The organism is Citrobacter sp. TBCS-14 (genome assembly GCF_005280805.1).
Classification (GTDB): domain Bacteria; phylum Pseudomonadota; class Gammaproteobacteria; order Enterobacterales; family Enterobacteriaceae; genus Citrobacter; species Citrobacter gillenii.
The window spans coordinates 615215-640754 of the sequence record NZ_SZWM01000185.1; the positions used below are offsets into that span (position 1 = coordinate 615215).

At 53.3% G+C, this 25540-nt stretch carries 25 protein-coding genes, 1 other RNA gene and 1 pseudogene; 10 read left to right on the forward strand and 17 right to left on the reverse strand.

Annotated features, from left to right (window positions below; all coding sequences use genetic code 11):
• The first annotated feature begins 174 nt into the window (after nt 1–174).
• From tomB to FDX22_RS11575, 3 genes are all read left to right on the forward strand, one after another.
• On the forward strand, nt 175–549 hold the full coding sequence (tomB, locus tag FDX22_RS11565) for an Hha toxicity modulator TomB (protein ID WP_115259201.1): 375 nt from the start codon (nt 175–177) through the stop codon (nt 547–549).
• Between the two features lie 27 nt (nt 550–576).
• A complete protein-coding gene (locus FDX22_RS11570) occupies nt 577–795 on the forward strand; it encodes an HHA domain-containing protein (RefSeq protein WP_002892050.1) in 219 nt (72 codons plus the stop codon).
• A 381-nt stretch (nt 796–1176) separates the two neighbouring features.
• Nucleotides 1177–1650 (forward strand): YlaC family protein, encoded by a 474-nt coding sequence (locus FDX22_RS11575; protein ID WP_096758041.1) that lies wholly within the window; start codon nt 1177–1179, stop codon nt 1648–1650.
• A 73-nt stretch (nt 1651–1723) separates the two neighbouring features.
• Here the strand turns inward: FDX22_RS11575 and ykgO are convergent, their stop codons facing one another.
• Nucleotides 1724–1864: a type B 50S ribosomal protein L36 gene (gene ykgO, locus FDX22_RS11580; protein WP_005125190.1), complete on the reverse strand. Its 141-nt coding sequence runs from the start codon at nt 1862–1864 to the stop codon at nt 1724–1726.
• Nucleotide 1865: 1 nt separating this feature from the next.
• Nucleotides 1866–2126, reverse strand: coding sequence for a type B 50S ribosomal protein L31 (locus FDX22_RS11585; RefSeq protein WP_115259215.1), 261 nt, complete (start codon nt 2124–2126; stop codon nt 1866–1868).
• A 184-nt stretch (nt 2127–2310) separates the two neighbouring features.
• On the opposite strand from FDX22_RS11585, the gene FDX22_RS11590 reads away from it, so the two are divergent.
• Nucleotides 2311–3864 (forward strand): EAL domain-containing protein, encoded by a 1554-nt coding sequence (locus FDX22_RS11590; protein WP_146717225.1) that lies wholly within the window; start codon nt 2311–2313, stop codon nt 3862–3864.
• A gap of 53 nt (nt 3865–3917) precedes the next feature.
• On the opposite strand, the gene FDX22_RS11595 is transcribed toward FDX22_RS11590, so the two are convergent.
• Together FDX22_RS11595 and FDX22_RS11600 are read right to left on the reverse strand one after the other, a co-directional pair.
• Nucleotides 3918–4271 carry a DUF1428 domain-containing protein gene (locus tag FDX22_RS11595; RefSeq protein ID WP_115259217.1) on the reverse strand — a complete coding sequence of 118 codons (354 nt, stop codon included), beginning with the start codon at nt 4269–4271 and terminating at the stop codon, nt 3918–3920.
• 82 nt (nt 4272–4353) lie between these two features.
• Entirely contained in the window at nt 4354–4965 is a 612-nt protein-coding gene (locus FDX22_RS11600; protein WP_146717226.1) for a YitT family protein, read from the reverse strand.
• Between the two features lie 88 nt (nt 4966–5053).
• Between FDX22_RS11600 and FDX22_RS11605 the strand changes: the two genes are divergently transcribed.
• Entirely contained in the window at nt 5054–6481 is a 1428-nt protein-coding gene (locus FDX22_RS11605) for a PLP-dependent aminotransferase family protein (protein WP_146717227.1), read from the forward strand.
• Between the two features lie 50 nt (nt 6482–6531).
• Here FDX22_RS11605 and ffs read toward each other — a convergent pair.
• Nucleotides 6532–6628: signal recognition particle sRNA small type (gene ffs, locus FDX22_RS11610), an RNA gene on the reverse strand.
• Between the two features lie 84 nt (nt 6629–6712).
• Between ffs and FDX22_RS11615 the strand changes: the two are divergent.
• Nucleotides 6713–7102 (forward strand): annotated as a pseudogene (locus FDX22_RS11615) (MGMT family protein).
• A 31-nt stretch (nt 7103–7133) separates the two neighbouring features.
• On the opposite strand, the gene FDX22_RS11620 reads toward FDX22_RS11615, so the two are convergent.
• A complete protein-coding gene (locus FDX22_RS11620) occupies nt 7134–7703 on the reverse strand; it encodes a YbaY family lipoprotein (RefSeq protein WP_096758048.1) in 570 nt (189 codons plus the stop codon).
• A 212-nt stretch (nt 7704–7915) separates the two neighbouring features.
• Between FDX22_RS11620 and tesB the strand changes: the two genes are divergently transcribed.
• Nucleotides 7916–8776, forward strand: coding sequence for an acyl-CoA thioesterase II (tesB, locus tag FDX22_RS11625; protein ID WP_115259224.1), 861 nt, complete (start codon nt 7916–7918; stop codon nt 8774–8776).
• A gap of 74 nt (nt 8777–8850) precedes the next feature.
• Here tesB and amtB read toward each other — a convergent pair whose 3' ends face one another.
• The 5 genes from amtB to decR all read right to left on the reverse strand — a co-directional run bounded on the left by amtB (nt 8851) and on the right by decR (nt 14780).
• Nucleotides 8851–10137, reverse strand: coding sequence for an ammonium transporter AmtB (gene amtB, locus FDX22_RS11630; protein WP_096758050.1), 1287 nt, complete (start codon nt 10135–10137; stop codon nt 8851–8853).
• Between the two features lie 31 nt (nt 10138–10168).
• Nucleotides 10169–10507 (reverse strand): P-II family nitrogen regulator, encoded by a 339-nt coding sequence (gene glnK, locus FDX22_RS11635; RefSeq protein ID WP_096758051.1) that lies wholly within the window; start codon nt 10505–10507, stop codon nt 10169–10171.
• A gap of 226 nt (nt 10508–10733) precedes the next feature.
• Entirely contained in the window at nt 10734–12512 is a 1779-nt protein-coding gene (locus FDX22_RS11640; RefSeq protein ID WP_096758052.1) for a SmdB family multidrug efflux ABC transporter permease/ATP-binding protein, read from the reverse strand.
• Entirely contained in the window at nt 12505–14277 is a 1773-nt protein-coding gene (locus tag FDX22_RS11645; RefSeq protein WP_135912458.1) for a SmdA family multidrug ABC transporter permease/ATP-binding protein, read from the reverse strand. The genes FDX22_RS11640 and FDX22_RS11645 overlap by 8 nt, the downstream gene beginning before the upstream one ends.
• A gap of 44 nt (nt 14278–14321) precedes the next feature.
• Nucleotides 14322–14780: a DNA-binding transcriptional regulator DecR gene (gene decR, locus FDX22_RS11650; protein WP_164496612.1), complete on the reverse strand. Its 459-nt coding sequence runs from the start codon at nt 14778–14780 to the stop codon at nt 14322–14324.
• Between the two features lie 112 nt (nt 14781–14892).
• Between decR and FDX22_RS11655 the strand changes: the two genes are divergently transcribed.
• A complete protein-coding gene (locus FDX22_RS11655) occupies nt 14893–15948 on the forward strand; it encodes a PLP-dependent cysteine synthase family protein (RefSeq protein ID WP_222592519.1) in 1056 nt (351 codons plus the stop codon).
• Nucleotides 15949–15999: 51 nt separating this feature from the next.
• Here the strand turns inward: FDX22_RS11655 and cof are convergent, their stop codons facing one another.
• Entirely contained in the window at nt 16000–16818 is an 819-nt protein-coding gene (cof, locus tag FDX22_RS11660) for an HMP-PP phosphatase (protein ID WP_115259227.1), read from the reverse strand.
• A gap of 123 nt (nt 16819–16941) precedes the next feature.
• Between cof and FDX22_RS11670 the strand changes: the two genes are divergently transcribed.
• The gene (locus FDX22_RS11670; RefSeq protein ID WP_146717228.1) at nt 16942–18642 is read left to right on the forward strand and encodes an SgrR family transcriptional regulator; all 1701 of its coding nucleotides are present in this window, start codon (nt 16942–16944) and stop codon (nt 18640–18642) included.
• A gap of 64 nt (nt 18643–18706) precedes the next feature.
• Nucleotides 18707–19402 carry a 7-cyano-7-deazaguanine synthase QueC gene (queC, locus tag FDX22_RS11675; protein ID WP_117342123.1) on the forward strand — a complete coding sequence of 232 codons (696 nt, stop codon included), beginning with the start codon at nt 18707–18709 and terminating at the stop codon, nt 19400–19402.
• A 104-nt stretch (nt 19403–19506) separates the two neighbouring features.
• Here queC and fadM read toward each other — a convergent pair whose 3' ends face one another.
• The 5 genes from fadM to lon all read right to left on the reverse strand — a co-directional run bounded on the left by fadM (nt 19507) and on the right by lon (nt 25446).
• Nucleotides 19507–19905 (reverse strand): long-chain acyl-CoA thioesterase FadM, encoded by a 399-nt coding sequence (gene fadM, locus FDX22_RS11680; RefSeq protein ID WP_096758059.1) that lies wholly within the window; start codon nt 19903–19905, stop codon nt 19507–19509.
• Nucleotides 19906–20011: 106 nt separating this feature from the next.
• Nucleotides 20012–20386: a helix-hairpin-helix domain-containing protein gene (locus FDX22_RS11685; RefSeq protein WP_096758060.1), complete on the reverse strand. Its 375-nt coding sequence runs from the start codon at nt 20384–20386 to the stop codon at nt 20012–20014.
• A 146-nt stretch (nt 20387–20532) separates the two neighbouring features.
• Entirely contained in the window at nt 20533–22407 is a 1875-nt protein-coding gene (ppiD, locus tag FDX22_RS11695) for a peptidylprolyl isomerase (RefSeq protein WP_096758061.1), read from the reverse strand.
• 203 nt (nt 22408–22610) lie between these two features.
• Complete coding sequence (gene hupB, locus FDX22_RS11700; RefSeq protein ID WP_219352570.1) at nt 22611–22901, reverse strand: nucleoid-associated protein HU-beta; 291 nt, start codon at nt 22899–22901, stop codon at nt 22611–22613.
• 190 nt (nt 22902–23091) lie between these two features.
• Nucleotides 23092–25446, reverse strand: a complete 2355-nt coding sequence (gene lon, locus FDX22_RS11705) for an endopeptidase La (protein ID WP_096758062.1) — start codon at nt 25444–25446, stop codon at nt 23092–23094.
• Nucleotides 25447–25540: the final 94 nt, after the last annotated feature.

A 25540-nucleotide genomic window follows, 5' to 3' on the forward strand; every position in this document is an offset into this window, starting at 1 on the left:
AGGGTGCCACATCATAATTTTACGCAATTGTAATTTTTCATGATATGACGATGAAATCTTTTTTAGAGTAGATTATAGTTAAATCATCAGGCGTCACGGGCAAGTTTCAGGTAGTTTGTTGTATCCACCCCGAAGGTGTTCGGTTAGTTTAAACCACTAAGAAGGGGATGCGCTATGGACGAGTACTCACCCAAACGGCATGATATCGCGCAGCTTAAATTTCTCTGCGAAACCTTGTATCATGACTGTCTTGCAAACCTTGAACAAAGCAACCATGGCTGGGTTAATGACCCGACTTCAGCAACCAGCCTGCAGCTCAACGAACTGATAGAGCATATTGCAACCTTCGCACTTAATTATAAAATTAAGTACAATGAGGACAATAAGCTGATTGCGCAGATTGATGAATACCTGGATGACACTTTTATGTTGTTCAGCAATTATGGTATTAATACGCAGGATTTGCAGAAATGGCGAAAGTCCGGAAATCGACTGTTTCGCTGTTTTGTCAATGCCACCAGGGCTAATCCTGTTAGTTTGTCTTGTTAAAAAATATTACAATCATAGGTAAGAGTTATGTCTGATAAACCATTAACTAAAACAGATTATTTGATGCGTCTTCGACGCTGCCAGACAATTGACACGCTCGAGCGCGTTATTGAGAAAAATAAATATGAATTGTCCGACAATGAACTGGCTGTATTTTACTCAGCAGCAGATCATCGCCTTGCTGAATTGACGATGAATAAGCTGTACGACAAGATTCCAACTTCCGTTTGGAAATTTATTCGCTAATTGTTCACGAGGTTAAGTCAGGTATCGCGTTAGATTTGTTTGTCTGGCTGACCACCTCCTCATATTTACAATAGTTATTTAATTCAAATCAGGTGACTTCGATCACAATAAGGTAATGGGAACGCTCCCCTGTGCGCATTGCGTTTTATTGTTTTGCCATAATGAACGTTCGGCAAACAGAAGATGCAGACTGTCCTGCATAACCTGTTGGGTCAAAAACACCGTTGTAGGCGGCAATCCTGCGCGCCTCATCAAAACGCTATACGTTCAAATGTAACTGTTATGCTAAATTGTGGTTAATCTGTTACTTTTTTCAGGCACTATCCCCTCTTAAAATGGGTCGATCCCACCTGAATATTGAAGACATCACGAAGGCAAGAGATGACAGAAATACAGCGCCTGCTCACCGAAACAATTGACGACTTAAATGTGCGCGAAAAGCGCGATAACAGACCGCGTTTTAGCATCAGCTTCATTCGCAAGTATCCGGGACTGTTTATTGGCATGTATGTCGCCTGGTTCGCCACGCTGGCGGTTATGCTGCAATCAGAAACGCTGGTCGATTCAGTGTGGCTGCTGGTGGTATTGTTTGTCATCCTCAATGGTTTTTTCTTTTTTGACGTCGCGCCGCGTTACCGTTTCGAAGACATCGACGTGCTGGACTTCAGAGTCTGCTATAACGGCGAATGGTATAACACCCGTTTTGTTCCGCCAGCGCTTATCGAGACCATTCTGCATTCACCGCGGGTGGATGGCGAACGTAAAGCCCAATTGCAAAAAATGATGGCGCGGAAAGGCGAACTCTCTTTCTACGACGTCTTCACGCTAACTCGCGCAGAAGCTGCCGGTCAGTAGCTTGCCGACCAGCCAATAAAAAAGTGCGTACCCGCTGGCACGCACTGGTTTCCCTGAAATGTTGGCAAAATGTCTAACGTCTTTTCTTCCTGCCCTGCACCGCTTTAAATCGCGGATTCGTTTTGCAGATAACATACAAACGCCCTTTGCGTTTGACTATCTGACAGTCAGGGTGGCGCTGTTTGGCACTTCGAAGTGAATTAAGAACCTGCATATTAACCTCGCTTAGTGCCAATAAAATGGCCAAAACGTTTCTGGAAACGCGCCGCACTGCCTTCGTTGTCGAACGTCTTCTGCTTCCCGGTGTAGTACGGGTGTGATTTAGACGAAATATCAAGGGTCACGTAGGGATACGTTTGCCCCTCAAATTCAATCTCACGTTCCGTTTTGATGGTCGAACCGACCTTAAAGTACTCATTGGCACTGGTGTCGTGGAATACCACAGTACGATAAAAAGGATGGATATCCGGTTTCATAGCAACCTCTAATTGTTACATTATAACATAACAATAAAGTACACTACTCTCGTCCCTGGCTCAACCTCATTTACACAGTGGGTAATTAATCTGGAAATACCCCTCTTAAATCTATTAGGTCATTCGAATAGATTTTTCACTTTCGGATATACTTTCCCTACGCTGTGTAAATAAGGATATCACTGTGACAACACGACATTTGATCAGCCTGGTGACCGGAATACTGATTCTGTCCATCCTTGCGCCAGTGGGTTTGAGTCTGTGGCTGGCGTATCGTCAGGTTGAAACTAAATTTATGGACGAGCTTGATTCTTACACCAGCCGGGTTGCTTTGCGCACAGAAAGGGTCGGCGAGCAGGCGAAAAAAGCATTACGCCAGATTGAGACCTTCAAGGGAGAACCTTGCGGAACGGAACATTTACTGGAAATGCGTCGTTTGTCATACAGCTATCGTTACATTCAGGAAGTGGTGTACCTCAAGGACAACGTCCCGCAATGCTCTTCCCTCGAGAATAAAAGCCGTGCTGTCGCCTTCCCTGCGGCGATGAAAGTCACCGAGGATGGCTACCGTGCCTGGTTAACCACGGATAACGACTTAGGTATCCAGCGTTTTATGGCTGCATTAGGCAGCGAAAACTATGTGGTGATGGTCGATCCCGCCACGTTCATTGACGTTGTTCCGTTTGGTTCGTGGCCGATTGATGTCGCCATTATTGGCGCCGATAAAAGCAGGATTGTCACCAGTAGCGGAACGCTACCAGAAGATATTTTGCAAAATTTTCAACAAGATAATGCCACTACGCATTTGCAAAAAGAGGGCGTTATTTACAACGCCCGCCCCTTCCCTGCATTAGGTATTACCGTCGTCAGCTGGGCATCTACGCTGCCGCTGAAAAAAATATGGCACCGACAGGCGCTTATCTGGCTCCCGGCGGGAATTCTTATCGGTCTGCTGACCGCCGCCTTTGTTCTGCGTATTTTACGTCGTTTGCAGTCTCCCCATCATCAGTTGCAGGAGGCTATCCAGCGCCGTGAAATTAAGGTGTACTATCAGCCGATCATTTCTCTTCGTACCGGGAAAGTGGTAGGTGCCGAAGCGCTGGCCCGTTGGCCGCAGCCCGATGGCAGTTTTCTCTCACCAGAAATTTTCGTCGCGCTGGCACAGCAGACCGGCCTGACAACCCCTCTCACTCGCCTGATTATCGAAAGCGTGTTTGACGATCTGGGCAAATGGCTTCATCACCATCCGGAGCAGCATATCTCCATCAATCTTGAAGCCGATAATCTAACATCAGAAACGCTGCCAGGTCTGCTCAGCCGGAAGGTGAATCACTATCAGATAAACCCGTCGCAAATTGCACTCGAACTCACAGAACGCGCCTTTGCCGATCCGAAAACCAGCGCTCCGTTCATCGCCAAGTACCGCCAGGCCGGCCATTCGATTTACATTGATGATTTTGGCACCGGTTATTCCAGTCTCAGTTACTTGCAGGATCTGGATGTCGATATTCTGAAGATCGACAAATCGTTCGTGGATGCGTTGGGATACAACAACGTGACGCCGCATATTATCGAGATCGCAAAAACGCTGAAGCTGGAAATGGTGGCAGAAGGTATCGAGACGAAAAATCAGGAAGAGTGGCTACGACTGCATGGCGTGCAGTACGGCCAGGGCTGGCTATACAGTAAGGCATTGCCAAAGGCAGAGTTTATCCTGTGGGCGGAGACACGACTGTAGCCGACATGCGAAAAGATTGAGATGGCTGGCGGCACGCCGCACAGCCAGTCACGTCAGTCATCCATAATGGGCGAGAATCCACCGTAGATCATGCGCTTGCCATCAAAGGGCATCGATTCGCCAAATTCCTTCATTCGGGGATCGGACATCATCTTCTGATTCGCCGCGTCACGGACTTCTTTTGAAGGATACTCAATCCAGCTGAATACCACTTCTTCATGATCCTGCGCTTTTACCGCCATGCGAAAATCGGTCAATTTGCCGTCAGGGACATCGTCTGCCCAGCATTCCACCACGCGCAATGCACCGAACTCCTTGAAAAGCGGAGCCGCTTTTGCCGCCATCGCGATATACGCCTCCTTGTTTTCAGCGGGTACGGCAACCACAAAACCATCAACATACTTCATGAGAAAAGCCTCCGAAGTTTACTGCGCGGCAAGCCAATTCTGGCCGCGTCAGTCGAGATTAAGTTTAGTCGTCAGCCCGCGATCATGCCGTAGGTTCATTCCGAACCCGAATGCGTGACTGCGGCTGATGCCGAAACCACGGCAGGCAAAGCTGAATGAGCGGACCAATCGCCAGTGCATACAGCACCGTACCAACGCCCAGGGTTCCCCCGAGTAGCCAACCGATAAACAACACCGACACTTCGATGGCCGTTCGAATTCGCCTCACCGGCCAACCAGTACGCGCGTGAATGCCGGTCATCAGACCATCACGTGGGCCAGCACCGAACCCCGCACCGATATACAGACTGGTCGCTAAGGCGTTCAGTATCACCGCAGATACCAACAGACCGCTGCGGGCAAACAGGGATTCAAATCCCGGGATTACCATCAGCGCCACATCAGCCGCCAGCCCAATCATAATGACATTACTTAATGTGCCAAACCCCGGACGCTGGCGTAGTGGAATCCATGCCAACAGGACCAATACGCCCACGGCAATAATCACCAAGCCGATGTTCATCGACAACAGATTTGCCACACCCAGATGAAAAACGTTCCAGGGATCAGCGCCTAAATCCGCACGCACAAACATCGCCGTCGACACGCCGTAAAGCGTCAGCCCGATAAACAATTGCAGTAAACGACGCAGCATGCTTTTCTCCTCTCCCTGCGCAGACAGTCTTCATCTTCAACGCAATTGGCACTATGATTAATGACCAGTTTCCAAAAAGTGGACTGCAATGTCATCTCGTCGTTATGGAAGTCAGTCTCTCCAGCGCCTGCTCGGGCACTGGCAGGAGAGTCCCTCACGTACCCCAATCTGGCGACAGCTGGCCGAAGCCTTGCGTCTGCTGATACTGGATGGCCGGCTGGCGCTGGATAGCCGGCTTCCCGGCGAGCGCGAACTTGCTACGGTGCTGGAAGTCAGCCGAACAACTATCGCCAGCGCAATGGCACAGCTGCGGGAAGAAGGATATCTGGAAAGCCGCCAGGGTAGCGGCTCACGGGTGATCCTGCCGGAACATATTCGCCATGTACCGACTCGCACCGTCACCGGTACCGCACTCGATCTGTCCACCGCCGCGCTCAGCGCAGGTCCCGAAATTCATCAGGCTTACCAGCAGGCGCTGTTTGCCATACCGCAGCATCTATTAAGTTCCGGGTATCTGCCCCAGGGGCTACCGTCTTTGCGCGAATCCATTGCCCGGCATTACTGCGAACGCGGATTACCCACGCAGCCGGATGAGGTTATGGTGGTCAATGGTGCAGTCAGCGGGCTGGCGCTGATCCTGCGGTTGCTTACCGGTCCAGGCGATCGCGTAGTGGTTGATCATCCTACTTACCCGCTCGCTATTGCGGCGATTCAGGGGGCCTCCTGCCGACCCGTGGGGGTGTCGCTGCCTGAACAGGGATGGGATACTGCGGGTCTTGTCGCCACCATCGCACAAACCGCCCCACGCATGGCCTACCTGATGCCGGATTTTCACAATCCTACCGGACGTTGCATGGACGCCGCCACACGCCAGGTGGTGGCCGATATCGCCGCCAAAACGCACACCACGCTGGTGGTGGACGAAACCATGGTCAATCTGTGGTATGACGCCCCGCCACCACCGCCGCTTGCCGCCTTCAATCGCTATTCACCCATCATTATGTTGGGGTCTGCCGGTAAAAGTTTCTGGGGAGGATTACGTCTTGGCTGGGTGCGGGCGTCATCACGGACTATTGCCGCACTGGTGCAAACCCGCGACACGTTCGATTTAGGCTCTCCGGTGCTGGAACAGCTCGCTACCGGCTGGCTGCTGGATAACGCCGCGCAGTTTCTCCCGGACAGAAGACAACTGCTCACCGCCAGACGCGACCAGTGCCATACTCTGATGCGATCGCATTTCCCGGAATGGCAATTTACCCAACCGCAGGGCGGGTTATCTTTCTGGGTAGAATTGCCCGATACGCTGGCGACGCTGTTTGCCACTCGCGCCGACAGCGCCGGTATTCAGTTAGGTACCGGAACGCGCTTTGGGTTAGCGGGTGCATTCGATCGTTTCTTACGCATGCCCTTCGCGCTGCCGGATGACACGATGCGCGCCGCCTTCAACACATTGCAGCCGATCTGGGACACTCTGCGTTCACAGGCAAGTCATGGGAAAATACGTAAAATAATCTAAGTGACGAGGAAAGGTGAAAAAGATTGCCGAACGGCAGAATTGGGTGGGGGCCCTGCCAGCTACATCCCGGCACACACGTCATCTGCCTTGGCTGCTTCCTTCCGGACCTGACCTGGTAAACAGAGTAGTGTTGCGGGAGAACCAACAGAGCCCCCATTGAGAGCGTTGTTAACCAACGCGCAGGCGCATTATCACTGCTGCACCGTGTAATTGCAACCCATCCAGCACCAGATGCTGTTTTCTTGTGCAATGCGGCTTCACTCACCCGCCATTCCAGATTATGCTGGGGAATTAGCGCAGGAATAAATGATGGATATACAAGACTCTTTCCCCCAACGCGTCTGGCAAATTGTCGCCTCAATCCCCGAAGGATTCGTCACTACCTATGGTGATGTCGCCAGACTTGCCGGATCTCCGCGTGCAGCACGTCAGGTCGGCGGCGTCCTCAAACGGCTTCCCGAAGGCAGCACCCTGCCGTGGTATCGAGTCGTTAATCGCCATGGTGCTATATCGCTGACCGGGCCGGATTTACAGCGCCAGCGTCAGGCATTGCTGGCTGAAGGGGTGGCGGTTTCGGGAAGTGGGCACATCGATTTACAACGTTATCGCTGGGTGTATTAACCCTCCCCTGGCGGAGAGGGTCATGCCAGTCTTAGTACTGCGTAGGTGCAGGGACGGCTGAAGACGGATTCACCTGCGTGGGAGACGTTGACGGCACCGTAGTTGCCGCACCACCGCTGGCCTGAACCGGAACTTCCGTATGCTGAACAGGAACCAGCGTCAGATCGGCCTTGGTACCGCCCTGGTTGATAACCGGCTGCACGGTATCGGTAATAAACACCAGTTTGTCGTTCACCATAATGGCTGCACTCAACAAAATACGGGCGTTCGGCTGAATATCTGCCGGGTTAAACGGCAGCACAAAGCTAAATGGCGCCTGCTTCCCTTCAGTACGCACCGCTTTTTGCGACAGGACTTTTGACGGGGCATCCGCCAGCGAAGCGTCCGACAGTGTGACGGTCAGTACGGCATCCGGTGGCAGCGCAACTTTCTGGCGGATCCACACCGTACCAGAAACATTCGGCTGTTGAATTTTTGACTGTGTGTCAGCAATTGACGTAGTAGGGCTTGGCGCAGGCGTCTGAATATCTGCACTTTTATCAGCACAGGCCGCCAGCGCGACCGCAACGGCTAAACCACTTACCATGTGCACGAGTTTCATTAAATTCTCCTTATCGTCAATGCACCAGCGAGAACTTTCCTCGCCAGAAGAGTGGTTAACAAAAACATAACGTGACTAAGTGTGGCACAAAGTAGCTATTTTTGCCTGCAATCGACCGGTAATTCAGACAATTGCACCCATCGGACCACTTTCAAAATTGCGTTATACTCTGCCTACTTCGCTGCGACATCGACATGACCTGGAGAGCACCTATGAGTCTGGCACTAAAAAGTTTGCTGACATTGTTGAATTTGGAAAAAATTGAAGAAGGACTCTTTCGCGGCCAAAGTGAAGACTTAGGATTACGCCAGGTTTTTGGCGGGCAGGTCGTCGGACAGGCGCTGTATGCCGCTAAAGAAACCGTGCCGGAAGAGCGGCTGGTGCACTCCTTTCACAGCTACTTTTTACGTCCTGGCGATAGCCAAAAACCGATAATTTACGATGTCGAAGTGCTGCGCGATGGTAACAGTTTCAGCGCTCGCCGCATTGCCGCCATCCAGAACGGAAAGCCCATTTTCTACATGACCGCCTCTTTTCAGGCGCCGGAAGATGGCTTTGAACATCAAAAAACCATGCCGCACGCACCTGGGCCCGACGCGCTGAAATCCGAAACCGAAATTGCCCGTTCAGTGGCGCATCTGCTGCCGCCGCTGTTGAAAGAGAAATTTATCAATGACCGCCCACTGGAAGTGCGTCCGGTGGAGTTTCATAACCCGCTCAAAGGCCATGTCGCCGAACCAGCACGCCAGGTGTGGATCCGCGCCAACGGTACGGTGCAGGACGACCTACGCGTGCATCAGTATCTGCTGGGTTACGCCTCCGACCTGAACTTCCTGCCTGTGGCGCTACAACCGTACGGAATTGGTTTTTTGGAGAAAGGGATTCAGATAGCCACTATCGACCATTCGATGTGGTTCCATCGTCCTTTCAATATCAATGAGTGGTTGCTGTATAACGTCGAGAGCACCTCTGCCTCCGGTGCACGGGGCTTTGTGCGCGGGGAATTTTATACACAGGACGGCGTGCTGGTTGCCTCTACCGTACAGGAAGGGGTGATGCGCAATCGCAACTGATGTCTTATCCGGCCTACAGACTACGTCTGTCGTAGGCCGGATAAGCGTTTAGCGCCATCCGGCAGAGTGAAATATCAAGCGTTGTAGGCGTTTTCACCGTGGCTGTTCACATCCAGCCCTTCGCGCTCCTGCTCTTCCGGTACGCGCAGCCCTACCGTCATGTCCGCCAGCTTATAGCCGATGAAGGCCACCACACCGGACCAGACAATGGTAATCGCCACGCTTTCGAGCTGCACCAGCACCTGATGCCCCATGGTCACGCCCTCAGCAAAACCTACGCCACCCAGCGAACTGGCGGCGAACACCCCGGTCAGAAGACAGCCGACAATGCCGCAAACGCCGTGCACACCGAACACATCGCACGGGTCATCAACGCGCAGAAAGCGCTTCAGCATCGTCACGCCCCACAGTCCCGCCAGACCGGCAATTGCCCCGATGATCAACGCACCGCCGACGCCAATGTAACCACAAGCAGGGGTCACGCCAACCAGGCCCGCAATGGCACCAGAACACGCCCCCAGCAGCGACGGTTTACCGCGCAGCGCCCACTCACCGAAGATCCAGCCGAGAATGGCAGCAGCGGTCGCCACCACGGTATTCACAAAGGCCAGTGCAGCGATTTCATTTGCCGTCCCCGCAGAACCTGCGTTAAAACCAAACCAGCCGATGTAGAGAATTGCGGTCCCGGTAAAGACCATCGGCAGGTTATGCGGTTTGAAAGCCTCTTTGCCAAAACCCACACGCTTGCCAATCAGATAAGCACCCACCAGCCCGGCGATCGCGGCGTTGATATGCACCACCGTCCCGCCCGCAAAATCCAGCGCGCCATGGGAGGCCAACAGACCACCGCCCCAGACCATATGCGCAATCGGAATGTAGGACAGCGTCAGCCATACCACCACAAAAATCAGTACCGCAGAGAAGCGAATGCGTTCAGCTAGCGCCCCAACGATAAGTCCAACGGTGATGCAAGCAAATGAGCCCTGGAACGCAACGTGAATGTACTGGTAGAAACTCCCCGTTACCGCCGTCAGGGCAATGTTTTTCAGCATCACCCAGTTGAAGTTGCCGAAGAAACTATTCCCCTCGCCAAAGGCCAGCGAGTAGCCATACACCACCCATAAAATGCAGACCAGTGCAAACGTCACCGTCACCTGCGTCAGCATCGACAGAACGTTCTTGCCACGAATCAAACCGCCGTAAAACAGCGCGATGCCCGGAATGGTCATAAACAACACCAGCGCGGTACATATCATCATAAAGGCGTTATCAGCTTTGTCCGCGACGGCTGGCGCTGCCATCGCCAGCCCCGGCAGCAGTGCCAGTGAAGCGATACCCGTTTTCATCGTTGCTATCTTCATTTTTTGGTTTCCTATCACTGTGTGCCAGAAGTTACAGTGCGGCTTCGTCGGCTTCGCCGGTACGAATACGAATCACACGTTGCAGCTCGGCGACAAAAATTTTGCCGTCGCCAATTTTTCCGGTGTAGGCCGACTTGCTGATGACGTCGATCACCTCATCAAGCTGATCGTCGGCAATCGCCACATCAATCTTCACCTTCGGTAAAAAATTGACGCTGTATTCGGCTCCCCGATACAACTCGGCATGGCCTTTCTGTCGACCAAAGCCCTTCACTTCGGTGACGGTCAGCCCCTGAATACCAATAGAAGACAGTGCTTCACGGACGTCTTCCAGTTTGAACGGTTTGATTACCACGGTAACCAGCTTCATAGATCCCCTCCAGTCAGAATTCAGTAGTGGCTGCAGATACACAGGATGAATATTGCAAGGGGTGTGCCAGAAATGAAAAACGCGGGGTGATTCAGGCTCGCAGGGCACGGCCGGGGTAGAAAAAGAAAAAACGCACTATAACGGTGCATAGTGCGTTACATTTTTGCACCAGATTGTTGATGCTTCTCGAACCAATTTAGCCGTAGGCCTGATACGCACTGCGCCATCAGGCAATAATGGAATCCTCATGCGCACTGGCCGCCAGCTCTTCACCGGCCAGTTGCAGCTGATACATTTGCCAGTAGCGGCCTTGCGCCGCCAGTAATTGCTGATGTGTGCCGCGCTCGACGGCCTGCCCCCGGTGCAGCACCAGAATGGTGTCTGCTTCCACGATCGTGGAGAGTCGATGGGCAATCACCACCAGCGTAGTGTGTTCGCGCACAGCAGCCAGCGCCTGCTGAATGGCCTGCTCCGTGCCGGAGTCAATACTGGCGGTGGCTTCATCCAGAATCAGTACCTGCGGCGTTTCAACCAGAACCCGCGCCAATGCCAGCAGCTGTTTCTGCCCCACGGACAAATTATTGCCCTGTTCGCCCAATCGGGTGTGAATACCGTCACTCAGACCGCGTGCCAGCTCAGCCAGCTGTACGGTCTCCAGCGCCTGCCACACTCGATCTTCAGAAATATCGCGGCCCAGCGTGACGTTTGCCAGGAAGGTGTCCGCCATCACAACCGGATCCTGCTGCACCATCGCGACGCCCTGACGTAAGACGCCGTGACTCAACGAGGAGAGGGGGCGCCCGTCCAGACGGATCTCCCCTTGCGTCAGCGGATAGTAGCCCATCATCAGGCTGGCAAGCGTACTCTTGCCACTACCGGTATGCCCAACCAACGCCACAAAACTGCGTGAAGGCACGGACAGGCTAATATTTTTCAGCACCAGATTGTCATCGCGATAAGCAAATGACACGTTATCAACCTCAATGTTGCCACTCTTCAGCGGCTGATCATCATCGCCATAATGCTGACGCGGTCTGTCCATCAGTTCGAAGACGCGCTCACCGGCGACAACCGCTTGCTGCAGCATAGATTGTTGGGTCGTCAGCTCAATCAGCGGCTCGTTCAGACGCCCGAGATAGCTGATAAACGCATACAGCACGCCAACCTCGATGGACGTGCCAGAGGTCACGCTGAACAACATCAGTAAACCGCAGAGGATCAGGGCGGAAAACAGGCTCAGCAACGGACGCAGTAAAAAACCGTCCAGCCGCAAGGTCTGCATGCGTGCCATATAGTGCGAACGGCTGGCCTCGCCCATGCGCTCCCCAAAGCGCGCCTGCTGGCGAAACTGTTGGATCACGCTCATACCGTTAATGACTTCATTGAAGCCATCGTTGATATCAGCCAGATAGGCACGAACGCGGCGCACAATCGGCGTGCTGTAGCGCTGATAAATCACCATCACCACCATCACCGCCGGGAATATAGCCATCGCCACCAGCGCCATACGCCATTCGAGGCTAAACATCGCCACCAGCATGGCACCAATCAGAGCCGCACTGCGCAGTACCGTCGCCACGACCGTCACGTACAGGTCGCGGATCACTTCGGTATCGTTGGTTACACGAGAGATAAGCTGTCCGACGGGCTGGATGTCAAATTCACTCAACGGTTGGCGCAGCGCAGCATCCATTACATCCGTGCGTAGCTGTTGCACCACACCGACGGCAGCCTGGTTAAACAACAGTGACTGCGCATAGTGCAGTCCCGCCGCCAGCAGTTGCAGACCGACATAAGCCGCAACCAGACCAGCCACCATCGCCAACGGCAAATTGTTTTTCGCCACCATGTTATCAATAAAGTAGCTTATCAGCAGCGGACCGCTGACTTCTGCCGCCGCCGCCACCCACAGCATCACCACCGCAATGCCCAGTGGTTTTCGCCACGGTGAACCATAGCGCAGCAGCCGTTTCAGCGTCGGCCATAATTGCCCAAAACTACGCATTCGCCGCCTCCTCATTTAACGCAGGGGCATCAGACAGCGCCGCTTCCAGCTGCTGATAGCGATACATATCGCGGTACCAACCGGGTTGCTGGACCAGCGTGTCATGGTCGCCACGCTGGGCAATATGTCCGTGCTGCATCACGATAATCTCGCTGGCTTCTGTCAGCGCCGACAAGCGGTGGGCGCTGATAATAACCGTTCTTCCCTCGCCCCACTGGCGCAGGTTATGCAGGATCTGATGTTCGGTACGGCCGTCTACCGCCGACAGCGCATCGTCAAGAATCAGAATTTCCGCATTAAGCAGCAGCGCTCGGGCAATAGAAATTCGCTGTTTTTGCCCGCCCGAGAGCATCACGCCCCGCTCGCCCACTTCGGTGTCATATCCCTGCGGCAAACGTAAAATATCCTCATGCACGCTGGCGAGGCGCGCCACATGTTCGATTTCGGCCTGCGTCGCCTGCGGGCGTCCAAGTGCAATGTTGTTGCCGACGGTGTCCGAAAACAGAAACGGCGTCTGGCTAACAACCGCCAGCCGACTGCGCCAGCTATCAAGCTGTAAGCGCGTCAGCGGAATATCATGAAAGCGCACGTCGCCCTGGGTAATATCAAAGTGGCGCTGGATCAGCGACAGAATGGTACTTTTTCCCGCACCGGTCGGCCCACAAATACCCAGCATCTGCCCAGGCTTAAGCTGGAAATTAACGTTTTCCAACGTCGGGCGCGCCATCAGCGGGTAGCTGAACTCACGAATCGCAACCGCCAGTTCCCCGCGCCCTTCCGGCACGGGTTCCGTGCCATCATTAACCACGGGAGCTTCCGCCAACATGGCGCGAATACGGCTGTAGGCAGCGCTACCGCGCTCGACGATATTAAACATCCACGCCAACGCCAGCATCGGCCAAATCATCAGACCGAGATACATCATAAAGCTGGTCAGCTGACCGAGCGTCAGCGAACCGTGAACCACCATCCAGCTTCCACCGCCAATCGCCAGCAGGTTCGCCATACCAATAGCGATATAAATGGTGGGATCGAAGCGGGCGTCGATGCGCGCGACGCGCATATTTTTCTTACCGGTATCCTGCGCATCTGCGGCAAATAAGGCCGACTGCCGGTCCTCCAGACCAAAGGCTTTAATCATGCGAATGCTGGTCAGGCTCTCCTGAGTACGATCGTTGAGACTGGAGAATGCCGCCTGCGCCTGCTTAAAGCGATTATGAAGCCGATCGCCGTAACGCTTAATCATCAGCGCCATCACCGGCATCGGTAGCAAGGCAAATAGCGTCAACTCCCAGCTTATTTGCGTAGACATGACGATAAGCACCGCACAGCCCATCACCAGCGAGTCGACCAACGTCAGCACACCTTCTCCGGCGGCGAACACCACCCGGTCAACATCGTTGGTGGCGCGCGCCATCAGATCGCCCGTGCGATGGCGCAGATAAAATTCAGGATGTTGACGGCTCAACTGACGGTAATAATCTTCGCGCAGCTCAACTGCCAGCTGGTAGGATGCCCCAAACAGCAGCACGCGCCAGACGTAGCGCAGCAAATAGACCACCACCGCAATCAGCGCAATTGTGCCAACCCACATTAGCAGGCGTTCGGTCGTGAAGCGTTGAGCCGTCACGCCATCAACAATAATACCGACCACTTTAGGCGGAATAAGTTGAAGGATAGCGATGATGATAAGCAGGGCCACTGCCCCGAGGTAGCGACGCCACTCCCGGCGAAAGTACCAGCTTAATTGAGCAAATAATCGCACGCGTTATGTCCTGACATGATTTCCGACAATGAGCGCCGGGAGAATTATTCAATAGGTAGAGCAGTTGTGTATTTAATCTGTTCCATCGCAAAGCTTGAGGTAACGTCCGACAACCCCGGCACGCTGTTCACCAGCCGTTTGTAGAAGTCATCATAGCGTTTCATGTCGGCGACCTGCACTCGCATCAGGTAGTCATACTCCCCGGCCATGCGCCAGAATCCCAGTACCTCTGGCATCCCGGTCACTTCAGTCACAAAGCGACAGTACCATTCACTGCTGTGATGCTGCGTTTTGATCAGCACAAAGGCCGTTAACCCAAGTCCCAGCTTTTCGGGATCCAGCAGCGCGACTTTGCCAAGCAGAACGCCGTCATCCTCAAGTCGCTTGAGTCGTTTCCAGCAGGGGGTGGTTGTCAGATTAACGGCATCTGCGAGTGCCTGCAAAGAAAGGGTGCAATCCTGTTGCAGCAAGCTGAGCAGCTTGCGGTCAATTTTGTCTAACATATCCACTCCACAGAGAAGAATTTTCTCCCTACATTCTATTTTAAAGGCTAAATGGCAACAATTTTTTCCGTGCTTTTCGTTACTCTAGGCACAAAATGACAAATGGATATTAATGATGAATAGCTCCTGGGTTAAAAACGCCATCAATGAAATCAATGCGGATTATCAACGCTCCGCAGATACTCATCTTATCCGCCTGTCACTTCCGGCGTTCCCGGGGATTCAGCTGTACCTGAAAGATGAAAGTACACATCCGACCGGTAGCCTGAAGCATCGACTGGCGCGTTCACTGTTCCTGTACGGACTGTGCAATGGTTGGATCAAAGAAGGCACCACCATTATTGAGTCGTCTTCCGGCTCCACGGCGGTTTCTGAAGCCTATTTCGCCCGCCTGCTGGGGCTACCGTTTATCGCCGTCATGCCGTCCTGCACGGCAAAACGCAAAGTTGAGCAGATTGAGTTTTACGGCGGTCGCTGCCATTTCGTGGAAAGCGCCTGCGAAATTTATGCCGCGTCTGAACAGCTGGCCCGTGAACTCAACGGCCATTATATGGATCAGTTCACCTACGCCGAGCGCGCTACCGACTGGCGCGGCAATAACAATATTGCCGACAGTATCTTCCGCCAGATGTCATGCGAGCCACATCCCGTTCCCCGCCACATTGTGATGAGCGCCGGAACCGGCGGCACGTCAGCAACCATTGGGCGCTACATTCGCTGCCAGGGTTACGACACCAGGCTGATGGTGGTCGATCCGGAAAACTCTGTTTTTCTGCCATACTGGCAGGCGCGTGACGCCACATTACGCAGCCCGGTGGGCAGTAAAATCGAAGGTATCGGTCGCCCGCGCGTCGAGCCCTCTTTCATTCCGGACGTGGTTGATGAAATGCTGCGCGTGCCGGATGCCGCCAGCGTCGCTACCGCGCACTGGCTGGAAACGCAGTTGGGCCGCAAAGTCGGTGCTTCAACCGGGACCAATATGTGGGGTACGCTGCAACTTGCCGCCCGCATGCGTGAGGCTGGAGAAACAGGTTCACTGGTAACGCTACTGTGCGACAGCGGCGAACGTTATCTTGAGACCTACTACAACCCAGAGTGGGTTAATGCGCATATTGGCGATTTGACACCATGGAAAGCGGAAATCACCCAACTGCTGAATACCCAGTAAACCGGCAAAAAAAAGCCAGACCTAATGGTCTGGCTTGCTGGAAGGGATCTCTCATTCGGGGGAATAAGGTAGATGCGGATTATCCAGCCAATGTGTTAAAAAGTGCGATACTGCCTGATTGCGACAATGTCCAATCACCGGTAAATCAGGAAGCTCAGCAATTAATTGCGGCATGGCGTTGCCCATAATCAAACCTCGCCCTACGCTGCCCAGCATCTCGCGATCGTTCATCGCGTCACCAAATGCCATGCACTCAGCCATAGAAAAACCTAAATGGTCACTCAGTACCGCCAGCGCGGAGCCTTTGTTACAGCCCAGCGGCAGCACTTCAAGACAGTCTACGGCGGAAAAACAGAGATTTGCCTGCTCACCCAGCGCCTCATTCAATTGAATGCGCAGGCGTATCAGGTCGTCATGATCGCCGCAGAAGCAGATCTTCGTCACCTGATGCGCGGGGATACGTTTCACATCCACGACCTGATAACGGAATCCGCTGTACACATGCGCCTTGAGGATAGACGGGATCTCCTGCCCGGTGAACCATCCATTGTCATTGAAGACATGCATGCTGGCCTGGGTATCCCACTTCTGATGCAGGACGATATCTGCTGCCTCGGGTGCCAGATCCTGACGATGCAGTACATCCCCTTCCAGCGAATGAATACGCGTCCCGTTACCCGTTATCAAAAATGCGTCCAGCGAGAGGGTCCCTAAGATATGACGCATCTCCAGCACATGGCGGCCAGTGGCAAACGTCAGGGTGATGTCGCGTTCACGCAGGCGCGCCAGCGTCGAGAGTGTTTCGTCACCTAAATGGTGATTCGGCATCAGCAGGGTGCCATCCATATCAAATGCAGCCAGACGAGCCATTTCTTTCTCCACACTGTGACGCGGTTAACTTGTGGTTCAGTATCACCTGAGATATACGGAAGTAATAGTGAATAGATAAAACGAATTGTTCCGGGTTTATGTTGCCCGAAGGATGAAGTGCAAATGCGACTTTTGAATCGATTGAATCAGTACCAACGCCTCTGGCAGCCCTCAAACGGAGAGCCGCAGTCGGTCACCGTCGGCGAACTGGCTGAACGCTGTTTTTGCAGCGAGCGCCATGTCCGTACGCTGCTACGCCAGGCACAGGAGGCGGGCTGGCTGGTATGGGAAGCACGCTCAGGACGCGGAAAACGGGGACAATTGCGCTTTTTGGTCACGCCCGACTCGCTGCGTAATACGATGATGGAGCAGGCGTTGCAAAAGGGAGAACAGCGTAGCGTGCTGGAGCTGGCGCAGCTGGCTCCCGGAGAATTAAGAACGCTGCTGCAGCCGTTTATGGGCGGCCAGTGGCATAACGATACGCCAACCCTGCGTATTCCCTACTATCGCCCACTTGATCCCCTCCGCCCCGGCTTTCTCCCCGGTCGTGCCGAACAACATCTTGCCGGGCAAGTCTTCTCCGGACTGACCCGTTTTGACAGTACGACCCAGCGCCCCTGCGGTGATTTGGCCCACCACTGGGATATCTCCGCCGACGGCCTGCGCTGGGATTTCTATATTCGCTCCACGCTGCACTGGCATAACGGTGACGCGCTTAGCACCTCGCAGCTACATCAACGCCTGCAACAGCTGCTGGAGCTGCCCGCGCTCAATAAATTATTTATCAGCGTGAAGCGTATTGAGGTGACTCACCCTCAATGCCTGACGTTTATTTTACATCGCCCCGACTTCTGGCTGGCACACCGTCTGGCCAGCTACAGCAGTCATCTGGCGCACCCGGAACAGCCGCTCGTCGGCACCGGTCCGTTTAGGCTGACGCTGTTTACACCGGAACTGGTCCGTATCGAGAGCCATGACCACTATCACCTCAGCCACCCGTTGCTGAAAGCCATTGAATTTTGGATAACACCGCAGCTTTTCGACCAGGATCTGGGTACCAGCTGCCGCCATCCGGTGCAAATTGCCATTGGCAAGCCTGAGGAACTGCCGATGCTTAGCCAGGTCAGTAGCGGGATCAGCCTCGGATTTTGTTATTTAACCCTCAGGAAAAGCGCACGACTGAACGTGCTTCAGGCGCGTCGGCTGGTCAATATCATCCACCGCTCTTCCCTGTTGCAGACGCTTGAGGTGGAAGAGAATCTGATTACCCCAAGCAATGCGCTGCTGCCAGGGTGGACCATTCCGCAATGGGATCAGTTGGATGAAGTGGCCCTGCCGGAAAAACTGACGCTGGTATATCACCTGCCAGTAGAGTTGCACGCCATGGCCGAACAGCTTCGCCAGGTACTGGCAACGCTGGGCTGCGAGTTAACGCTGATTTTTCACAATGCCAAGAACTGGGACGGTGACCATCCTCTGGCCCAGGCCGACCTGATGATGGGCGACCGTCTGATTGGCGAAGCACCAGAATATACACTTGAACAGTGGCTACGCTGCGATCAGCTCTGGCCGCATGTTCTGGATGCCCCGGCATTCTCTCATCTACAGGCCACGCTGGATGCGCTGCAAACCCAGGCTAATGAGGATCATCGTCACGCGGCGTTACAGCAGGTTTTCACTAACCTGATGAATGACGCCACGCTAACGCCGCTGTTTAATTACCATTACCGCATTAGCGCCCCACCGGGCGTCAACGGCGTGCGGCTCAACCCCAGAGGCTGGTTTGAATTCACCGAGGCCTGGCTGCCGTCGCCTTCATCGTGAAGAAGCTGGTCGACGCCGCGCCCAGGCGCTACCATAGGGTTTTCGTTATTTGTCAGGAAAAACCATGAAACGTGCCGTTGTCGTATTTAGTGGAGGTCAGGACTCCACCACCTGTCTGGCGCAGGCGCTGCATCAATATGATGAAGTGCACTGTGTGACCTTTGATTATGGTCAGCGCCATCGCGCTGAGATTGATGTCGCACGTGACCTGGCCTTAAAACTCGGCGCACGCGCACACAAAGTTCTCGACGTCACGCTGCTTAGCGAACTGGCGGTCAGTAGCTTGACCCGCGATAACATTCCGGTACCGGATTACGAACCGGAAGCCAACGGTATTCCCAACACCTTTGTGCCCGGACGTAATATTTTGTTCTTAACGCTGACGGCGATTTATGCATATCAGGTGCAAGCGGAAGCGGTCATTACTGGCGTTTGCGAGACCGATTTCTCCGGCTATCCTGATTGTCGCGATGAGTTTGTCAAAGCGCTGAATCATGCCGTAAGTCTGGGCATGGCAAAAGATATCCGCTTTGAAACCCCGTTGATGTGGCTTGATAAAGCCGAAACCTGGGCACTGGCCGACTACTGGGGCAAGCTGGATCTGGTGCGTGAAGAGACGCTGACTTGCTATAACGGCGTTAAGGGCGACGGTTGCGGCCAGTGTGCCGCCTGTAACCTGCGTGCCAACGGCCTGAAACATTATCTGGCGGATAAACCGGCAGTGATGGCGGCCATGAAGCAGAAAACCGGGTTAAAGTAATTTATTGCGATGATAATGCCGGATGGCGACGCTAATGCGTCTTATCCGGCCTACAAATCGGTATCATTTGCAGGCCTGATGTTTGCAGGCCCGGCAATCTTCCCTTACTTCACCATCTGCTCCAGCTTTTCGCGCAACTCCCCTTCCAGCGGCAGCGCTTTCTGCGTTTTTAAATCGATACAGACGAAGGTAATCAACGCATCGGCCACTACCTGCCCTTCCGGCTCTAACGTGATGGTCTGGTTTAACACACCGCTTTTGCCATTTAACTGTTGTACCTGACTGGTGACGGTCAGCAGATCACTCAGCACGGCGGGGCGCCGGTAGTTGATATTAATGTTAACCACCACAAAAGCGATGTTGTGCGCGGTCATCCACTGGAAGCTATCACTGTTTTCCAGACCGTCCCAGCGGGCTTCTTCCAGAAACTCAAGGTAGCGGGCATTGTTAACATGTTGATAGACATCGAGATGAAAACCACGAACTTTGATTTGTGTTTGCATAGCGCAGGAACCCTAATTTGTTTTTATAGGAATAGACTTGAGGATAAGGAGGCCATAACTGGTATGACCTCTACAGTCTGGCAAATTTTCAGCGCTCTGCAAGTTATTAAAGTGTTAAAACAGCCAAGTTACGCTCCACCAGTGAACTGCCCATTCCCGGCACCTGTTTTAAGTCATCAACCGTTTTAAACGGCCCGTACTCCTCCCGATAGCTGACAATCGCCTGCGCTTTCTTTAGCCCGACACCATTCATGACCCGCGCTAAATCCTCCGCCGACGCGGTATTGATGCTTACCCTGGTGCCTTCATCATCGCTGGCTTTCGTCGGTACCGTCGCTTTGCTATGCGCCGCACCCGCCCCCTCTGCTTTGGTCTGGACCGCCTGGCTTTTAGCGACCGGTTCCGCGGCTAGGGTACTTTGGCTCACGCCAGCACAGGTTAATGAAAGGGTGATAAGCAGTGCTTTGATTCCATGTTTCATACTGTTTTCTCCTTGTTTGTTAACAGTGGAATCACGATAGCGAGGTGGAGAACAGCAGACAAATGGCAAAATTCAGAAATGGAAAAGGCCGCGAAAGCGGCCTTTGGTGTATACAACTTTTTGCAATTTTTTGCGAAGCGTCTCGATTATTGCTGCTGTTCCAGCGCGTCACCGACTTTAATTTTTGCCGCTTTACGCAGGTTACTCATCAGCGCTTCGAAGACGATCTGCGCGTTGTTCTGAGTAATCCCCTGAACCATTGCTTTCTTCTGCTCTTCTGGCATCGAACCCGCTTTCACCGCGTCGAGCGCCAGCAGAACAACGTTGCCCTGCATATCGTTCGCTACGCCGTAGCTCGGCTTGTCATTCGCCGGCAGCGCCAGACCAAACGCCGCCTGGCTCAGCGGATCCTGACCTGTACGGCTCAGGGTTTTCGCTTCACCAAAACTCAGACCTGCCGCTTTCATTGCTTCATCGCCTTTACCGGCTTTCAGCGCAGCCAGCAGTTTGTCGGCATCCAGCTTCGCTTGTTGCTCTGCTTTGTTATGCTTAACAAGCGCGGTTACCTGATCTTTCACTTCAGCCAGCGGCTTAACAGCTTCCGCTTTGTGCTCAGCAATACGCAGCACAAACGCGCGATCGCCATCCACGGTGATGATGTCAGAGTTGCTGCCCGGAGTGCCATTCTCACCAACCAGGCCACCATTGAAAATGATGTCTGAAACCGGTTTGAAATTCAGCTCTTCAGGCAGGCTGTCACGGCTAAACCAGCCTGTTTCAACGGCTTTCATACCCGCTGCCTGCTCAGCCCCCGCGAGGGATTCGTTATCGTTGCTTGCCGCATCGCTGACTTTCTGCTGCAGCGCATAGTAGGCATCCAGCGCTTTTTCCTGCTTCACTTTCGCCGCAATCTCGTCACGTGCTTCGCTCAGCGGTTTAACCTGCGCTGGCTGGACATCATCAAGACGAGCAACCAGGAAACCCACAGAAGACTTGATCACGCCTGACAGTTGGCCTTTTTCTTTCAGACCCGCATTCTTCAGCTCTTCTGGCGTGGTGGATTCTTCCAGCCATCCCATATCACCGCCGTTACGGGCAGAGATAATGTCGGCGGATTTTTCCTTCGCCAGGGCGGCAAAATCACCACCTTTGTTCAGCGCATCCAGTACCGCTTTGGCTTCATCTTCCGTTTTGGTCTGGATGATGCTGTAGCGATTACGCTGCGGTTGAGTGAACTGATCCTGATGCTGGTCATAATAAGACTGAATATCCGCATCGCTGGCTGTTTCCTGCATAGCTGCAGCATCCAGCTTGATGTAGCTCACACGGAACTGCTCCGGCATCATAAAGTGGTTTTTATTCTGCTCGTAGTAGCTGGCAACTTCCTGCTCAGTCACCGACTGTTTCGCTGCAAGTGCGTTGACGTCAATAGTCGCTTCACGCACGATACGCTGCTGTGCAACCAGCGCCGCCAGTTCGTCCGTTTCACCCTTCAGCATGAACTCTGTCCCGGCTACGCCGTTGATCAACTGCTGGGTGGTGAGCTGGTTACGCAGCGCCTGAGCATACTGGTCTGCGGTCATCCCCATCTGATTTACAATTGCGTTATAGCGGTTGTTATCAAATTTACCGTCAACCTGGAAAGCAGGCGTTGAGAGGATAGCCTGTTTAACCTGCTCATCGCTGATGCTGAGCTTCAGTTCGCGAGAGTATTGGTCCAGCAGCGCTTCGTCTACCAGACGATTCAGCACCTGCTGACGCAGCGTTTTCATGTAGCCTTCATTCGCCGCCAGCTCAGAGAACTGATCGCCCAGCTGCTGCTGCATGCGATTACGTTCACTGTTAAACGCATTCTCAAACTGCCCGCGGCTAATTTCCTGGCCATTCACTTTTGCGGCGTAGTTGTTGCTTCCGCCAATCAGGTAACCACTCACGCCGGTCAAAATGAACGACACGATAATGATACCGAAAATAATCTTGAGCACGAGACTGTTAGCAGCCGTGCGTAAGCTGTCCATCATGGTGTAACCACACTCCGCTGTAGGTGACTGTATACCTCACGCAGCATAGCGTTTTCTGAACGCTGCGTGGAAAGGTCTATTGTGACAAGAAACAGGGGCGATTGTCAGCCCACAACACGTAGAAAGTCCCGGAATCACAAATAAAAAAGGCACATCTGTTGATGCGCCCTTGTACTTAGTCACATCCCCAAAGGGGGAATCACTTAGTTTACCGCGTCTTTCAGTGCTTTACCTGCACGGAAACCCGGTACTTTAGCCGCGGCGATAGTGATCTCTTTACCAGTTTGCGGGTTGCGACCAGTACGGGCAGCACGCTCTTTAACGGCAAAAGTACCAAAACCTACCAGCGCTACGTCATCACCTTCTTTCAGGGATTCGGTAACAGAAGCAATAATTGCATCTAACGCACGTCCAGCCGCAGCTTTAGAGATATCAGCCCCTGCAGCAATTTTGTCGATCAGTTGAGATTTATTCACTCTTCTCTTCCTCTTTATAATTTATATCGCACCTGAATCCTTCAAAGTGCGAACGCGCAGCAGTTATATCAGGCCTGCCATGCCCTTACAACACCCGTTAATGATGGCAAGCCTAATCCGTCATCTAAATTAGCTATACAAAAAAAGGCTGGCAAGCCCGAAATGGCCTGCCAGCCCTGTTTTTATTGACGCTCTTTGCGCGAGGTCACTATTTTGCCGTCACAACCTGCATACCTGAAGGTTCGTTTTGCAGTGCCAGAGTCAGAACTTCCTCAATGCGCTTCACCGGATGGATGTCCAGATCGGCGAGAACGTTGTCCGGAATCTCTTCCAGGTCACGTTTGTTTTCATCAGGAATTAAGACCGTTTTGATACCACCACGGTGTGCTGCCAGCAGTTTTTCTTTCAAACCACCGATCGGCAAAACCTGACCACGCAGGGTGATCTCGCCGGTCATGGCAACATCCGCACGAACCGGGTTACCGGTCAGGCACGATACCAGTGCGGTACACATAGCAATACCTGCGCTTGGACCATCTTTCGGCGTTGCCCCTTCAGGGACGTGAACGTGAATATCACGTTTTTCGTAGAAGTCCGGGTTAATACCCAGTTTCTCCGCACGTGCGCGTACCACGGTCAGCGCTGCCTGAATGGATTCCTGCATCACTTCGCCCAGAGAACCGGTGTAGGTCAGCTTACCTTTACCCGGCACACAGGCGGTTTCGATGGTCAGCAGATCGCCACCCACTTCAGTCCACGCCAGACCAGTGACCTGACCTACGCGGTTTTCGTTGTCCGCACGGCCGTAGTCAAAGCGCTGCACACCCAGATAGTCGTGCAGGTTATCGCCATTGATCTCGATATGTTTCAGTGACTTATCAAGCAATAGTTGTTTCACCGCTTTGCGGCACAGTTTGGAGATTTCACGCTCCAGACTACGCACGCCCGCTTCACGGGTGTAGTAACGAATAATGCCCACAATGGCGCTATCGTCGACCGTCAGTTCACCTTTTTTCAGCGCGTTACGCTCAATCTGCTTCGGCAGCAGGTGGCGTTTAGCAATATTCAGCTTCTCGTCTTCGGTATAACCGGACAGACGGATCACTTCCATACGATCCAGCAGCGGTGCCGGAATGTTCATGGAGTTAGAGGTCGCAACAAACATCACGTCGCTGAGATCGTAGTCCACTTCCAGGTAGTGATCGCTGAACGCCACGTTCTGTTCGGGATCCAGCACTTCAAGCAGTGCGGACGCCGGATCGCCACGCATGTCGGAAGACATTTTGTCGATCTCATCGAGCAGGAACAGCGGGTTTTTAACGCCCACCTTGGCCATTTTCTGGATCAGTTTGCCCGGCATTGAACCGATATAGGTCCGGCGGTGACCGCGGATTTCCGCTTCGTCACGCACGCCACCCAGCGCCATACGGATGTATTTACGCCCGGTCGCTTTAGCAATGGACTGCCCCAGAGAGGTTTTACCCACCCCCGGCGGCCCTACCAGGCACAGGATCGGCCCCTTGATTTTGTTGACTCGGCTTTGAACCGCAAGATACTCAAGGATGCGGTCTTTCACGCGCTCCAGACCATAATGATCGGTATCGAGGATCTCCTGCGCCTGACGCAGGTCTTTTTTGACCTTGCTACGCGCGTTCCACGGTACCTGTACCATCCAGTCGATGTAGCCGCGAACCACGGTCGCTTCTGCCGACATCGGAGACATCATTTTCAGCTTCTGCAGTTCTGCTTCCGCTTTCTCTTTTGCCTCTTTCGGCATTTTCGCCGCGTCGATTTTACGTTTCAGCGCTTCGTTTTCATCCGGCGCGTCGTCCATCTCGCCGAGTTCTTTCTGAATGGCTTTCATTTGCTCGTTCAGATAGTACTCACGCTGGGACTTCTCCATCTGCTTTTTCACGCGATTGCGAATACGCTTCTCAACCTGCAGCAGATCGATTTCAGATTCCATCATTGCCATCAGATATTCCAGACGTTCGTTAACGTCTGACATCTCCAGCACGGACTGCTTATCCGCCAGTTTTAGTGGCATGTGCGCAGCGATGGTGTCCGCCAGGCGTGCAGGATCGTCAATGCTATTAAGCGACGTCAGCACTTCTGGTGGGATTTTCTTGTTCAGCTTGATATAGCCTTCGAACTGGCTGATTGCGGTACGCACCAGCACTTCCTGTTCGCGCTCATCAATGGCCGGCGAATCAAGGTACTCCGCTTTCGCAGAGAAATGCTCACCGTTATCAGACAGCGCAGAAATACGCGCGCGCTGTAACCCCTCGACCAGCACCTTTACGGTGCCGTCAGGCAGTTTCAGCATCTGCAAAATAGAGGCCACGGTCCCGACGGTGAAAAGATCGTTTACACCCGGCTCATCCGTTGATGCTTCTTTCTGTGCGACCAGCATGATTTTTTTATCATGGTCCATGGCCGCTTCCAGACAACGGATAGATTTTTCCCGCCCTACAAATAAGGGTATGACCATGTGCGGATAAACCACCACATCGCGCAACGGCAATACGGGGATTTCAATGCGTTCAGAACGCTCAGGATTCATAGAGCTCTCTCTTAGTTTAGTGTCCGCCAGGTAATCAGGTGGCATTGCTGTGCTTCTTATTACCACCTTTAACATGTATGTCAGTATATGGGGA